The organism is Hyalangium sp. (assembly GCF_035629615.1).
Lineage (GTDB): Bacteria > Myxococcota > Myxococcia > Myxococcales > Myxococcaceae > Hyalangium.
This window is the reverse complement of the sequence record NZ_DASPHO010000871.1, coordinates 1-15019: the sequence shown is the minus strand read 5'-3', so window position 1 is coordinate 15019 and position 15019 is coordinate 1. Positions and strand designations below refer to the sequence as shown.

Sequence of the window (15019 nt, the reverse complement as noted above, 5' to 3'; positions counted from 1 at the left end):
ACGAGCTCTCTCAGGCGTGAGAAGCCCTGGGGCGCTGCACGTGGAATCCCCTGGTCTACCGCAAAGCCCGCTCCCCTGCAGCCCGCCTCCACCTCCGAGGACGAGGCCAACCCCAGCACCTGCACCCGCGCCGCCTCCAGTCCCGGACGCTGGCGCACCCGGGCCAGCACCATCGGCACCTCGGCCGCGAAGCTGCGCGGCATCTTCCCCGGCCGCATCACCACCGCCACCACGTCCGCGTTCACCGCGACGATCCACCCGTACTGCGGCCGGCTCGCCGCATCCCTCACGGTGCCTGTCTTGGTGGCCACGCCTGCATAGGCCGCCGATACCGGGAGCTCCGACAGCGTCCCTCGCGCGGCGTTGTCCTTCATCAGCTCGATGAGCTCCGGACGTGCCTCGGCCAGCAGCCGGTATGCCTGCGCCATGCCCCAGGGAGAGAGTGCCAGCGTGGAGCGCAGGCCAATGGCGTCTGCCATGTCCGCTGGCTTCCCCGTCAGCCCCACCGCGGCCAGCACCGCGCCCCAGGGACCGAAGTCCGGCGAGGCGCCACCCCTCGCCTCCCAGTCCAGGAAGTACCCATTGCACGAGCGCAGCAGCGCCGTGCGCCCGTCCACCTGCCTCGGCAGCTCCGGACCACACGCCCACTCGGGCACCCCCGAGCGCGGCGTGAGCAACGGCAGCGGCCCGGGGCTCCCAGCGAGCACGAAGGGCTTGAGCGTGGAGCCATAGGGCAGTGCGCGCTGGACATCCCCCTCGGAGAACAGCACCTCGCCCGAGTGGCGGCTCACCACCACCGTGGCCTCGGCCACTGCCCGCACCTCCACGTCCGCCAGCTCATCGATGGTGACGGGCACCACCCACCGCGCCCCGTCCTGGCACTGGCGCAGCCGGCGGGAGAGCGCCTGAGGAAAACCTCGGTCCTCCCCAAGAATCCTCGCCAGCGCTCGCCTCGCCCGGGGCGTGTCCACCGCCGGCGCGCGGGCCAGCTCCCTGGCCGCCACGCTGAGTGACTGGTAGGGCCCCTCTCTCCAGACGGGCAGCTCGCCGCTCACTACCAGCGCGAAGGCCTCGTGGAAGAGCCGATCCTCGGAGGCCGCGGGGCAGGCCCACCACAGGACCTGGTGCGCCAGCTCGTGCCGCAGGGCCAGGCGCAGGCGCTCGTCCAGCACCCCTGCCGTGTTCTGCCGCAGCTCCACCAGGCCGGGCTTGCTCTGGGCGTTGCGCTCCGGAGGGAGGCTCACGCCGCGCTGGAGGCGGATGGGAGCCGGGGCCTGCGCGGGGCTCCCACCGGCCTCGGCCACGTACCGCGCCTCCAGCTCCTTCCAGGCCGTCTCGGCCTCGGCACGCAGGGCCTCCTCCGGCGTGACGTCGCCCTGCGTGAGGAACACCGGGGTAGCCGCCAGCAGCGTGGCGGTGATGACGGCCCACCCCATCTGCTACCAGTCGCCCCGCGGCTTCTGGGACGGCTTCACCGCCAGCACGTCCGACTTCGTCCGCCCGCGGATGCTGGCGACGTACATGTCCTCGATGGAGGCCGGCGGCGCGGTGAACGTGCCCGCGAACTGGGCCCGCATCACGTAGCCCACCGTGCGCGGGCTGTCGCTCCACCACGCCGGCTCCTCGAAGAAGAACGTCGCCCGCTCCGGGGTGAGCACGCGCCGCTTGAGGGCCTCGGGCGCCAGGCTGAGCGAGTGCGGCTCCCCTCGGTACTCCTTGTCCTCGATGAGCGGCACGAAGCCCGCGGGCACCGCATCCTCCACCACGTAGTACGCCGAGCGTGCCTTGTTGTCGCCGCGCGCATCGATGACGAGCTCGACGAAGACCTCCTCGCCCTGGGAGACCTCCTCGCCGGACGCCAGCGGCACCTTGCCGCTCTCACGCAGCACCCAGTAGCGGCGCTGGATGCTCATGCCCTCGGCGCGCGGCTGCACGTCCGCCAGCGGCGTGAGAGCCGTGGCGCGCAGCGTGGCCACGCCATCGAAGGAGGCCACGTTCACCGAGCGCGTGCCCGGCTCCAGCGTGGCCACCAGGCCCATGCCCCGCGGCGAGAAGCTGATGTTGCCGTTGGCCCCCTTCACCTCCGGCGGCGTCAGCTTCTTGAAGGCCTTGGCATCCCGCTCGATGAGCCACAGCGAGTGCAGCAGCGCCGTGCTCCGATCGAAGGTGGAGAGCTCCGGCTGGCTGAGCAGCTCCAGCAACCGCCGCCGCGCCTTGTCCACGTCCAGCTTCCCGAACGAGGCCGCATGCGCCAGCAGCGCCGTGAGGCCCACGCGCCGCAGCGGGTAGTGGAAGAAGGCCTCGGACTCGGGCTCCGTGTTCAGGCTCGCCAGCTTGACGAAGCCCTCGTTGCTGGCCGTCACCAGCGCGTCCATGCGGGCCTGCAGCGCGGGCTCCTTCATCACCTTCGCCTTCTCCGCGGCCAGCACCGAGAGCGCCAGCGGGTAGAGATCTCCCGCCGTCGCACGGTCAATGAGGGCGCGCACCCGAGCCGCCTGGCGATCGCCGTACATCCGCGCCAGCACGTAGGCACGCGTCGCTTCGTACTCGAAGGGCAGGTTCTCCTGCGCCTCCAGCCAGCGCGCGGCCTCCGTCAGCCGCGTGTCATTCGCGTCCACCAGCCCCGCCTCTACCGCGTAGGCCAGCCCGTCCAGGGCGATGAGCGTCATCGCCACGTCCGGCGTGCTGTACCCGCCGAACCAGGTGAAGCCGCCGCCCTTCACCGCCAGGGCGAGGATGCGGGCCGTGCCCTGCACCGAGCGGCTGCGCGCCTCGGCCAGCAGCGCCTGGCTCTCCGGATCCAGCCGGCCGAGCATGTCCACCTTCTTGATCGTCTGGTACAGCGCCACGTTGGGCACGGTGGTGGAGACGAGCTGCTCCAGGCATCCGTACGGGTAGGTGAGCAGCTCGCGCACGTTCGAGAGCGCCGCGTCCACCATCGAGGGCTGCAGCACCAGCTGCACGTCCGTCAGCGTGGCCGAGCCCGCCGCCTGCAGCGACAGCTCCCCTCCACCCCAGGAGGACACCTTCACCGGCTCCTCCAGGGCCGCGGGCCGCACCGGCACTGCGCGCCGATCCTTCAGCGGCTCCTTGCCGCCCGTCACGTCTACCGCCAGCTCAGCGGCGCCCGTCCCCGTGGCCTTGATCTGCAACGGAATGATCTGCTCGCCGCCCTGGCCCAGCTCGATCTTCTGCTGGGCCTGGTTGGCCTGGAGCGCGCCCGTGGAGGCCAGCTTCACCTCCAGGACCTGGCTGCCCTTGGAGGCCTCGCCCGCGGACAGGCGCACCGTGGCGAGCGCCTCGTCCCCCACCCGGAGGAACTGCGGCAGCGCCGCGTACAGGTTGAGACCGCCGCGGGCGGCGAACTCCGCCGTGCCCTCGCCGAAGCGCCCCGAGGTGTCCGCCACCACCGCCGTCACCACCCACAGCGTCTGGTTGGAGGGCAGCTTGAAGCGCACCGTGGCGCGCCCGTCGCGATCCGTCACCACGTTCGGCTGCCAGAAGGCCGTGTCCCGCTCCTCGTCCTTCGCCTTGCGCGTGGGCGGCTTGATGGAGGCGAACGCGTGGTCCGGCAGGCCCGCCATCTTCCGCGCCAGCGCCTCGCCGTAGCCGTAGCCCTGGAACTCGGCGGAGTAGAAGTTGGACACGTTGTTGCGGGCCGGCGGGTAGAAGAAGTCCAGCACCTTCGGGCGGAACTCCGTCTGGATGGCGTAGACGGCCTTGTCCACCACGCCCACCGAGACCTGGGACACCACGCCGTTGCCCTCGTGGTCCGTCACTCGCAAGTCGATCACCTGCTCGGTGAGTGGCGCAGCCTCCGCACGGCGAGGCTCCACCTTCACCGCGAGGGTGCGCTCGGCCGGGACGATGCGGTAGGACACCGTGCGCTCTTCCCAGCGGCCCGAGCTCGTCGGGTACGCCACGGACACGTACACCGCGCTGCCGTAGCGCTTCTCCACCGGGAAGCTGTGCACCAGCGTGCGGCCCTCGAGCTCCAGGAGCTGCGTGCCGTAGAGGCCCGCGCCCGTAAACGTCAGCCACACCGGGCCGCGATCCTTGCCCTCGGGGCCCCAGCCATCGGGGAAGAGGCCCACGAGCTGCCCCTTGTCGCCCGGCGACAGCGTGCCCGAGAGCGAGGCCAGCGTGAGGTTGGCCACGCGCGCCACGGGCTCGTCGTTGCCACCGATGACGAGCATGGACTGCTCGCCCGTCCACGCATTGCCGTTCTTGTCCTCTACCGTGAGCCGCGCCAGCACCGTGCCCACATCTCCCGTGGGGACCTTCTCGCGGGCGATGCCGTCCGCGCCCGTGGTGAGGGAGTGCTTCGCCAGGCTCTTCTCGCTGCCGTCCGCCTTGCGCAGCACGAACTCCACCTCGGCCTGCGTGACGCCGTAGGGCTTGCCGGACAGTGTGGTGGCGCGCACCGCCAGCGTGGCCTCGGCGCCCTTCTTCACCACCGCGTCGGAGAAGCTCCCCGCGCCGAATACCTCCACGTCCGACAGGAAGAAGGGGGCGCTCGCGTTGGCGAACGTCTCCTGATCATCCCGCGCGCGCACCGTGAGCGTGTACCGGTACGGCAGCCGCTCCTCGCCCGCCGCCAGCGCAGGCACGTTGATCTCGATGATCGCCTCGCCGTTCTCGTCGAACTTGGACGCGCTCTCCCACGGGTCTCCCTCCGCACCGCGCTCGGCCACGGAGGAGTAGAGTCGCTCCGGCACGCTGAGCTTGCCCTCGGTGGTGGAGGCGGTGCCGTACGTCACCGCGCTGCCCTGCCCACCCTTGCCCGAGTCATCCACCCAGGCGGGCGCGTCCAGCAGCGAGCGGTAGAGGAACACCTCGTACTTCGCGCCCTCGGGCACGCCTCCCGCGTAGCGCCGCGCCCGCACCGTGGCCTTCAGCGACTGGCCCGGGACGATGTTCTCCTTCTCCGGGGTGAGCTCCAGGTAGAAGGTGGGCTTGACGTAGTCCTGAACGCGCGCCTCGCCCTGGTGCGACTGATCATCCACTTCGGCATTCACGCGCAGCACGCCGGTGCCCAGATCCTCCGGCACCTCCATCTTGCCGTGGAAGCTGCCGAACTCGTCCACGCCGACCTGCGTCTTCACCTCGCGTCCCTCGGCGGACTCGAGCTTCACCGTCACCAGCTTCTTCCGCGGGGTGAACAGGCGCGCGAGGAAGGTGTCCGGCTGGCGCAGCAGGCCGCGGAACTTCACCTCGTCGCCCGGCTTGTAGATGGGCCGATCGCTGTAGATGAAGACGTCCGGCGCCACCGCGAGCGAGGAGTAGAAGTCCGTGTCCACCAGCCCCGTGTCCTTGCCCACGGTGGCTGTGGCGAGGATGCGCGGTTCATTCACCTCGAGCGTCACCTCGCCCTTCTCATCCGTCTTGCCCTCGGGCCCCTTGCCCGTCGGCAGGAATATGCGCACCTGCGCGCCGGCCCGCGGCTTCTGGTCCCGGCCCGCCACGCGCACCAGCACCTGCCCGTCCGTCTGCTTGAGCTGGACGGTGAGGTCCGTGACGACGAGCACCACCTGGCCCTCTACCTTGCCTTGGACGAGCTGAAGCACGTAGGTACCCGCCGGCAGCGGCGCGAGCATCACCCGGCGCTCCTGGAAGCCACGGCCTCCCCACGAGGAGAAGCCTGGGACGTTGAAGTCCACCCCGCCGCCGCCCAGGTCCAGGTTCAGCCACTGGCTGCGCACGACGGTGAAGCCGGGCGGCACGCCGATGAGCTTGTCCGGGCCCTCGGCCATCTGGTTCAGCGTGGGCGCCACATCCTCGGGCCCGCGCGGCGGCAGCGCCGGAGACACGGCGTCCCGGAACTCCGTGCTGAAGGAGTACAGGAGAAACGTGGAGGGCACCTTCGCCGCGTTGAGGCCCCGGCTGAGCGCGCGCCCGGGGTTCTTCAGCACGGGCGGCTCCTCGTAGGCCCGGCGGATGTCGCCCTGCGCCTGGATGAAGGCATCCAGATTGTCCGGCTTGAGCACCCGCAGCTCCACGGGGCCCTTGCTGTTGAACGCCACGTCCACCGCCACCGGCTCCTCGGTGCCATAGGCGCGAGGCACAGTGATGTAGAGCGGCTTGGCCGCCGCCACGCTGGCCAGCGTCACCGCGGCGAGCAGGGAAATGCGCGTGGAGTACCTCATGAACCAAACCCTCCCGGAACCAGCGAATTGCCCTGCACCGTGCCGCGCAGGCCCACATATGGCAGCGTCTCGAGATCCTTCCGCGCGGCCTCGATCTCCGGCGGCGCGGAGCCCGTCACCGGCGCGTTCTTCCCGAGCTGCTGCTCGGACCAGTACCCATCCGCCAGCAGCTGGCTGAGCAGGTGGCCCGTGTTCAAGCCGATCGTCACCGAGCCCGGCGCGCGCAGCCCCTGGACCACCGGGCCCGCCGCGTTGAGCAGGTTGGGGCTCTTGCCCTCGCAGGCCTTCTGCAGCCGCTGGAGCACCTCCGGCTCGGAGGCCAGCACCTGGTGCTTGCACAGCGTGGCCTTCACCAGCGGGTTGCCCCCGTTGAACATGGTCTCCAGCGCGGGCGCGTCCTCCACGCGGCCCCAGAGGATGGCGAACTCGTGGCCCAGGTCCGCGTCGCCGCGCGGCGTCCACAGCAGCGCGATCTGCCGCGTGCGCACCTGACCTGGATCCTCGCCCTTCCAGTACGCGCCGATCTTCGAGCCCTCCAGGGACTCGGGCAGCTTGAGCTGCAGCGCGAGCAGCACTGGCGTGTCCGCGGGCACCAGCTTCAGCAGGTCATCCGAGAGCGGCGCGGCATCCAGGCGCACCTTGTCCATCAGCGGCCCGGTGATGCCACGGGCAACGAGCCGGGTGCCCTCGGCGCCGAACTGCAGCCGGGTGCCGTTGGCCAGCCCCAGCGCGTGCGTGAGGAACACCGTCTCGCGCCCGAGCACCTCGCTGTTGAAGCCCAGCTCCAGATCCACGCCCGGGGGCGCCTCCTGCTTCACCAGCTCCGTGCACAGGCCTCGCAGCACCATGGAGGGCTGCCGCGCCACCACCAGGCGATCCGTAGTGCGGGCGGCGTAGAGCGACTGCTCAGCGACGAGCCAGCGCACGATCTTGAAGCCGCCCTCGGGGGGCGTGATGGACGCGCTCGCGCCGGACGGGCACTTGTCGGCGGTGAAGCCGCCACGGCTGGCCACCTTCTCCATGGCCTCGTAGGCGGCGACGGCGCTGCCGCTGGGCGTGGGGACGATGAAGGTGGGAGCGTTCGTGTCACTGCCCCCGGCGAACCACAGCGCGCGGAAGGGCGAGTCCAGGATCTGTCCGGCGACCACGTCGAACACTGCCCCCTTGAAGGAGGCCTTCAGGTCCTCGCCTGTGGAGCCGAAGAACGCGGCCCAGGAGCTGGCGAAGCCCTGGCCGAGCGGCTTCCTCAGCTGCTCCTGGAGCCAGGGGTTCTCCACGAGCGCGTTGCGCACCTTGGCGGGCTGGTACACGTCCACCCAGACCGCGGGCGTGCCCTGCGTGGGGGGGGACATCGGCTGCATCGGCGGCGGCGGCGGCATGCCCTCCACCGTGGCTCCGGCGCTCGGCGTCCCCGGGCCGCTCGACGCAGGGCCATCCAAGGTCCCCGAGCCCGGGCTCACAGTGCGGCGACCGAGCACGAAGGCGCCCACCGCCACTCCACTCACCACCACGGTGATGAGCGCGATGAGGATCGCCTTGGGGAAGCCACTGCCCGATGGAGGTGGGGCCGGGGGCGGGGCCTCCGAGGGCGGAGGCGTGCCCGGCGGGTTTTCGGATGAGCTCATTGCATCCACTCCTTGAAGCGGAAGAAGCCGAGGAAGGCGGTGTTCTGGGGCACGGGGCGCCACTCTATCGGCGCCTCGGTGGCGAGCCGGTGCAGCACGCCGGTGCGCACGGCAGCCCCCTTCTCGCCCGGGTGATAGACGACGCGGGCCGGCGCGTGGGCCTTGTCCTCCGGGCGCACCACCATCATCAGGTGGAAGACGGGGCCCGAGTCCTGCTCCTGGCGGAACGCCAGCAGGTCCCCGGTGCGCAGCGCCTCGCGGGCGGCCTCGTCGCGGCCCAGCGGCACGAAGCTGCGCGTGAGCAGCGTCTCCGCATCCGCGAACTCCGAGGGCCGGCCCTGCACATCCCGCCACAGGGGCCGGTCGAGCCGCTCGGGGAAGAAGCGCTTGTGCGCGCTGCGGTAGGCGAAGCGCACCAGCCCGGCGCAGTCCCGCTGGTCCGGGTGCCAGAGCGGATCGAACTTCTGGAGCTGCGCCAGCGCCACCTGGGCCACCTCGCGCCGCAGCAGCACGTCACGGGCCTCGCGGGACTCGGACACCGGGGGCGTCACGAGCACGGCGGGAGCCGGAGGCGTGGAGGCGGCGAGCGCCAGCGTGAGGGACAGGGCGAGCATGGGCACTCCGGGGAGCGTCACTCCCCTCCTTCGTAGCTGTCGCCCTCATCGCTCTCGCCTTCGCCCTCGTAGCCCTCGCCTTCGTCCCCGGAGCCGGCGCCGCCGGCGGAGACCGCCTTGGCGACGTCATCGAGGTTCTTGGGCCACGAGGCCGCCGTGGGCCTTGGATCCTGCGAGGGCACGTACACCTCGGCCTGGCCGTCCCCGAAGATGTTGATCCACGCCAGCACGCGCGTGGTGCCCGGGATGGCCAGGGGGATGCGCACCATGCGGCGCACCTCGCCGGGCGTGCCCTCGAAGAGCGCCACGTTGAGGGTGGCCACCGTGTGGGCCTTGTCGCCGCTGGGCCAGTAGTTGGTGGCGATGAGGTAGATGCCCTTGGGCGGCGCCCGGTGGACATAGAGGTAGGGGCCGTAGGCCGGCTGGTCGAAGTCTCCGCCCTGCTCGTTGAGGAAGAAGGTGCCGCCGCTGGGGCTGGCCGTCTCCGCCCAGTACACGTGCGCCATCTTCTTGCCGTCCACCGTCACGCCCTCGGCCGTCTTCGTGGCGCTGTCGTTGGTGGGCTCGTAGATGTGGAGGTCCGTGTAGACGCCCTCGGTGTCGCTGGTGAGGATGGCCTTGAGGGGCACGGGCGGGATCTGCGCGTACGTCGTCACCTGGGTGCGCGACGTGCCCGCCTTGTTGGTGGCCATCACGGTGACGATGTTCTTGCCACTCGCGGCGGGGAACTTGCGGCTGAAGCGCCCGTTGTAGGTGCGCATGAGGTAGCGGTCCCCGTTGATGGAGACGACCACCGGATCAATGGAGGTGTCGCTGATCGTGCCCTCCACCAGCATCATCCGATCCACCGTCCAGCCGCCGGAGGGCGCGGTGAGGGTGACCTTCGCCAGCTGGGTGCCCTTGCCGATGGGAACGCCTTGCTGGCGGGGGTTCGCGTTCGGCGTCTGGGTGAGGAGGAGGGCCAGGAATACAGGCAGCATCGGGGGCTCGTCCTGGAGAGGTGGGAGACGGGAAGACAGTGACGGGGCGACAGCCTGCGGCAGCAGAGCGCCTCATTTCAAGCCGCCTGCCAGCCATGACGGGGGGTACAAAGGGGCCAGACTTATGGCATGGGTGCCCCCGCCTGTGGGTGGGAGGCCACAAGCGGCCCTTCCAGGCGCGTCCTAGGGGACACAGTCCGCGGGCTTCGCTTCGATGCGCGGGCTCGTTCATGATGGGCCCGCTTTGGCTGAGCCCCCCCCTTCCAGCGAGCGCCTCAGCAGGGCCCGACGGGCCTTCCTGCTCTTCATGGTCCAGGGCCTGCCACTGCTGGGGCTCGGCTTCGGGGTGTGGCTCTTCCTGCGTGAGGGCATCCGCGCGCTGGACGTGGGGCTGCTGGTGGGGATGTACCTGCTCACAATGACGGGCATCGAGCTGGGCTTCCACCGCTACTTCTCGCACCGCACCTTCGAGACGACGCGTCCGGTGCGCGCCCTGCTCCTCATCCTCGGCTCGATGGCGGGGCAGGGCTCGGCGCTGCTGTGGAGCGCCATCCACCGCTGGCACCATGCGCACACGGACGTGCCGGGGGATCTGCACTCGCCGACGCTGGGCCGACAGGGGGGGTGGCAGCGGGTGCGCGGGTTCTTCTGGGCCCAGTTCCTCTGGTACCTGGACTCACCGGCCGTCGTCCGCTTCGGTCGCTTCCTGGGGCGCCACCACGCCGCGCCCGAGGCGGCGCTGGCCTCTCCCGAGGACACCCAGGAATACCGCCTCGTCCGCACGATGCCGGATCTGCTGCGCGACGCGTGGCTCGTGCGGCTCAACCAGCGCTATGGGCTCTGGGTGATGCTCGGCTTCGCGCTGCCGGCGGTGGTGGGCGGACTGGCCACCGGCTCGTGGGAGGGCGCGTGGCGAGGGCTCGTGTGGGGCGGCTTCGTCCGCTTCTCCCTGGTGCAGCAGGCCTCCTTCGCCATCAACTCGGTGACGCACACGATGGGGACCCAGCCGCTGGCGAGCCGGGACGACAGCCGCAACAACGCGGTGATGGCGGTGCTGACGCTGGGCGGTGGGTGGCACAACAACCACCACACCTTCCCCGGCTCGGCCTTCACGGACTTCCGGTGGTGGCAGGTGGACCTCACGGGACTGGTGATCCGCCTGCTGGCGCGGCTCGGGTGGGCCTGGGATGTCCGCAAGCCCTCCCCGGACGCCATCGCCGCGCGCGTGCGCCACTGAGTTCGAAGGGAGATCTCAGTTGACGCTCGGATCCCGCTTCTGACGCTCAATCCAGTCATAGAAAGTCGAAGAGATCAGCCGCTTCCTTGAGGACATTGATCGCGGCGTCCAGTTGTGACGGCGTCGTGCCCGCGGGCAGGACGATGTTCACCCGCAGCGGGATCCCCTCTGGCGTGAACGATCCATCGAGCGCCAGGGGGATGATGATCCCTGGGTCCTGGCTGCCCTGCGGCAGGTGCCTGGCGATGTTGTCCTGCCGCAGCAGCGTGGGGCGTGACACCCGGAGGTGGCGATCCTTGGCGATGCGCTCCAGGCGGAAGATGAACGGGAAGAGCCTCAGGACCCTCCGATCGAACTCCTCCAGCTTCATCATGACGAGGTGCGCGCGCTCATCCGCCCCCACCTTCATGGGCTCCTGCTGCCTCGCCTCGGGAAGGGCCTGGAGCCTGCCCGTCTTCCGGCGGGACTCCAGGAGCGCTTGCAGCTCCTCCTCGTAGTCCCCCCGCGCCGGGGTACCGAGGCTCCGGACACGCTGGAGCCAGAGCTGCGCGGTCAGCGGCTGCTGGTGGCGAACCCGCGCATGCCGGGCGCACGCCACGCCGAAGTCCTCGAGCAGTCCCACCTCCAGCAGCCGCTCGGCGTAATAGCGGGCCAGCGCCTCGAAGGTGGCGGTCGCGGACTCCGGTTCCCGGAACAGGTCCTGCCGGGCGATCTCCCTCAGCAGCGGCACCAGCGCGGGCGAGCTCGGCGGCTGAGCCAGCGCGGTCGCCAACTGGTGGATCAGCCTTGCTCCCTCCTGGCGGAACCTCGCGCGGTAGCCGGCCAGGATCAGCGGGAGCTTCTGGGAGCTCCGGAGCGGCTCGGGCGCCATCCGGGCCAGGAGGATCCACTTGTCCAGCCACTGGGCAGCCCAGGCCACCGGCTGGTTCGAGCGCTCCAGCGCGTCCGCGGCTTCCCCCAGCAGCCGCTCGTACGGCTCGCCGCGGCGCTCCCCGCCCGGGACAGCCGAGAGCGCTTGGCCGAAGAGGTTCACGGCGTCATCCTCCCGGTCCATCACGAAGGCCTCGCCCGCTTGTTCCTGAAGCTCCTGCCAGGAGAGCGGCTTGAGCACCGTCTCCAGGCTCCCGTGCACCTCCGAAGCAGAGGGACGAAGCGCCGGATCCTGTCCCAGCATCTGCTGGAGTAGCCCCGCAAGCCGCGGGGGCACCTTCGCCTGCTCGCAGAGGCGGCTCACTCGCTCCGCGCTGATGACAGCCTCGCTCGGGTCATGCCCCGTCAGGAGTCTGAGGAACAGGCTCCCCAACGAGTAGATATCGGCGGCCAGTGTCCGCCGCCCGCCCAGGACCTTCTCCGGCGCGATATAGCCCGGAGTGCCAAGAACCGTCGTCTCCCCCTGAGGCGGCTGCAGGTCGAGCCCGGAGAGCCCGAAGTCGATGAGGGTGGGCTCCCAGATGCCCAGCTCCTGGGCCACCATGATGTTCCCCGGTGATAGGTCCTTGTGGACGACGCCCTCGGCGTGGCACGCCTCGACGGCCCCCGCGATCTTCTTCAGGAGCTGAACCTGCACGGTGAGCTCTCCGCCAGGAAGCAGGGGCTGCGCCGCAGCGGGCTCCGCTTCCAGGAGCCGCGCCAGGGTATGGCCGTGGACGTAGTCGAGGACCACCACTCCCCCGTGCCACTCGTCGATGCTGGCACCCAGAAAACCGACCACGTTCGGGTGGCGGATCCGCGAGAGGAGGTTGCGCTCCCGCTCGATGCGCTGGTGGAGCCCGACAGTCCCCAGGGGATAGATGCGGAGGACCACATCGTGGCCGCCCTCCTGCACGTTCTCCGCGAGCCAGATCCCAGCCTCGCCCCCCTGACCGAGCTGCTGCTTCTTCCGGTAGCGGCCGAGCACCAGGTCCGGATTCGAGCGCGAGGTGACGGGCTGGAGCTGCACCTTCCCAGGCTCCAGCGCAGCGAGTTGCCGGCAGAGCCACTCGCCCCTCAGGAAGTAGCGTCCCCCCTCGCGCGCCTGGAGGAGCCCTGTCTGGGTGAGCTCGTCAAGCTGGCGCCGAGGCTCGTCCGGCTCGAACGCCACGCCATGGCGCTGAAGCCAGGCCTCCACATCCGTGAGGCGGACATACCCGTCGAAGTCGCCGCGCTCCTGGAGCAAGGCGGCCACGGCCCGAAGCACGGTGAGCTGGCGGAGCGTCGCGGCCCCGTCGTCCTCATCCTCGTGCAGCATGTACCGGACGAACTCCGCCAGGCGCCCCATCTGGGCCTCATCGTCCAGCAGCAGCGCATCCACGTCCGCGGCCGTGCACCAGGTGCGCCGCTGGTGGCGCAGCAGCTCCAGGAGACCGCCGCTCAGACGGTTCAGGACATAGGGGTTGCCACCACTCATGCTGTAGAGCCGCCGGCGCGTACGCCCATCCAGCTCCAGCGGGACCCGCTCCCGCAGGTAGCGATCCGTCTCCTCCTGGGTCAGCTCGCGCACCTCGAAGAACTCCACGGCATTGGCCAGATCCGTGGACTCCTGGACGAGCCCCTTCAGGCTCTGGAGCCCGCTCAGGACGAAGGACACCTCGAGCTTCCCACCGCGATCATTGAAGTGCCGCAGCGCCGAGAGCAGCGCCAGCCGTTCCTGCTTCGAGCCCAGCCCCGCCAGCCACTTCTGGAACTCGTCCAGGAGGATCAGGACGCGCTTCCGCTCCTGGATCGAGTCTGCCAGGGTGTCGAACCAGTAGAGGAACCGCTGGGACAGCTCCTCTGCTCGGGAGAGATCCGCGACCTCGAGCCTGGGGACGTCCACGCCGGACCGGGCCAGCGCGGCCACGAGCAGCTCCGAGATCGTCGAGAAGGCCGTAGCGACCGTGGTCATCCGTGTCCCGTTCCACACGTGATGGCGGATGGAGAACTGCTTCTGCACCTCCGGGTCGCGCTCGAGGGAGGAGCAGATGGAGCTCTTTCCTCGCCGGCGGCGCCCGAAGATGACGGCGCGCACGGCCTTGCCCTGGTGGAGCCTCTCGCGCAGCTTCTTGAAGCAGTCCCGCACCGAGGAGGAGGACACCCGGAAGGTCTTCTCGTCGCTGAGGTCGAGCGGCTCGCCGCTGTAGCCCGTGATCTCGGCGCTGGCCGGGAACGCCTCCTCGAAGCGCAGGGGCAGTGTGTAGGTCTCGTCATGAGCGCCGCCGAACCACGAGGAGCGAAGCGCCAGCCGCAGCTCGTGGGACTGCTCGACCCTGTCGGGATCCAGCTCGAGCCGACAGCCGATGATGACGGCAGAGGTGTCTTCCAGGTTCTGATCGCTCAACCAGGGGATGTGGAGCTCCCCAGGGAGCGAGACGATCGGAGAGTCCCCCTTGGCGGGCCTGCTCACCAGGATGCTGATGCCCCCGGCGGCGGCGTCCCCTCCATTGCGGACGAGGATCGGCACCTCCACGTGCCTGGCACCCGGGGTGAGGAAGAGCCCCTTCTCGGCGGCCTTGGGAACCGAGACGCCGAGTCTTGGCACGGAGGCGCTTCCCCTGCCCCGCTCCCAGAAGCGGCTGCCCAGGGCCGCGACCAGGTCCGTGACGAGCGGCTGGGCGGACTTCAGGCGAGGCACCTCCGGGCGTGAGCTCCGCCGGGAGTGCCGCTCCGCGTCCTCCAGGAAGTCCTCGATGGCGTCGGAGTCCTGAGGATCGGCCCCGAGCGCCTGCAGGAAGGCGGCGCGACAGGCAGCCCCCCTCTCCCGGCCGATCAGTGCGACGGCGGTGGCAATGCCCTCCAGGAGCCTGCGGGCGGTGGCCAGTGAAGAGCTCGAGAGCGCGGAGATCGTCTCCGCCAGGGGCGCATGGAGGCCGAGCGCCACCAGCTCGACGCAGGCACGTGCCAGGGCCGGCGAGTGGCTGGCAGCCTCCGCGCACTCGGAGAGCCCTCGCTCGAGCTCATGGACGCTGCTGGAGGCGAGCAGGCCCGCCATCCGCCTGCGCCCTCGGGCTGTCAACCGATCCGTGGCCGCGCAGTGGAGCGCCATCCCAGCGAGGGCCCTGTCGAAGAAGCGGGCAGCCGCGTCCCCACGGACGGCCTCACGTACCTTCCCGGCCTCGCTCAGGAACTCGAGGCACTGGGCCAAGGGGCGCATGGGGCTGTCCGCCCTCGCCACCGCCGCCCAGAGCGTCAGCAGGTTGCGGGCCACAACGTTCGCGGCAGCCGCATGGGAGGCCGTAGCGGGGAGCTCGCCGAGGACAGGCTCCGTGGCCCTTGCATCCACTGGCAGGAAGGCCACAGGCTCAAGCGCGGGCTCGCGCCTGGCCTCCTCGCGCAAGCGGCCCAGGAGGCCAGAGGACAACGGGGCCTGGATCGGTCCCGCGGCCCGAAAGGCCAGCTCGCCCGGCTCTTGCGCCGGCACAGGGAGGCAGGCCGGTTCTTGCTTCGGAGGCTCGGGCTGCTG

General features: G+C 70.5%; 6 protein-coding genes and 1 pseudogene. 1 reads left to right on the top strand and 6 read right to left on the bottom strand.

Annotated elements, in window-relative coordinates; all coding sequences use genetic code 11:
- The 5 genes and pseudogenes from VD972_RS43655 to VD972_RS43635 all read right to left on the bottom strand — a co-directional run.
- A pseudogene (locus VD972_RS43655) lies at positions 1-1436 on the bottom strand (hypothetical protein); the annotation flags it as partial.
- Between the two features lie 3 nt (positions 1437-1439).
- Entirely contained in the window at positions 1440-6146 is a 4707-nt protein-coding gene (locus tag VD972_RS43650; protein ID WP_324995741.1) for an alpha-2-macroglobulin family protein, read from the bottom strand.
- Positions 6143-7771 (bottom strand): hypothetical protein, encoded by a 1629-nt coding sequence (locus VD972_RS43645; RefSeq protein WP_324995739.1) that lies wholly within the window; start codon positions 7769-7771, stop codon positions 6143-6145. Before VD972_RS43645 ends, VD972_RS43650 begins: the two co-directional genes overlap by 4 nt.
- A complete protein-coding gene (locus VD972_RS43640) occupies positions 7768-8385 on the bottom strand; it encodes a DUF1175 family protein (RefSeq protein WP_324995743.1) in 618 nt (205 codons plus the stop codon). Before VD972_RS43640 ends, VD972_RS43645 begins: the two co-directional genes overlap by 4 nt.
- 17 nt (positions 8386-8402) lie before the next feature.
- Entirely contained in the window at positions 8403-9365 is a 963-nt protein-coding gene (locus VD972_RS43635) for a DUF2135 domain-containing protein (protein WP_324995737.1), read from the bottom strand.
- 244 nt (positions 9366-9609) lie between these two features.
- On the opposite strand from VD972_RS43635, the gene VD972_RS43630 reads away from it, so the two are divergent.
- Positions 9610-10602 (top strand): acyl-CoA desaturase, encoded by a 993-nt coding sequence (locus tag VD972_RS43630; protein ID WP_324995735.1) that lies wholly within the window; start codon positions 9610-9612, stop codon positions 10600-10602.
- A gap of 55 nt (positions 10603-10657) precedes the next feature.
- Here the strand turns inward: VD972_RS43630 and VD972_RS43625 are convergent, their stop codons facing one another.
- Entirely contained in the window at positions 10658-14977 is a 4320-nt protein-coding gene (locus VD972_RS43625; RefSeq protein ID WP_324995733.1) for a serine/threonine-protein kinase, read from the bottom strand.
- Positions 14978-15019 lie beyond the last annotated feature (42 nt).

Bases quoted from the DNA above. Each gene is read 5' to 3' on its own strand.
- VD972_RS43650 (WP_324995741.1), bottom strand. From the start codon at position 6,146: ATGAGGTACTCCACGCGCATTTCCCTGCTCGCCGCGGTGACGCTGGCC.
- VD972_RS43645 (WP_324995739.1), bottom strand. From the start codon at position 7,771: ATGAGCTCATCCGAAAACCCGCCGGGCACGCCTCCGCCCTCGGAGGCC.
- VD972_RS43640 (WP_324995743.1), bottom strand. From the start codon at position 8,385: ATGCTCGCCCTGTCCCTCACGCTGGCGCTCGCCGCCTCCACGCCTCCG.
- VD972_RS43635 (WP_324995737.1), bottom strand. From the start codon at position 9,365: ATGCTGCCTGTATTCCTGGCCCTCCTCCTCACCCAGACGCCGAACGCG.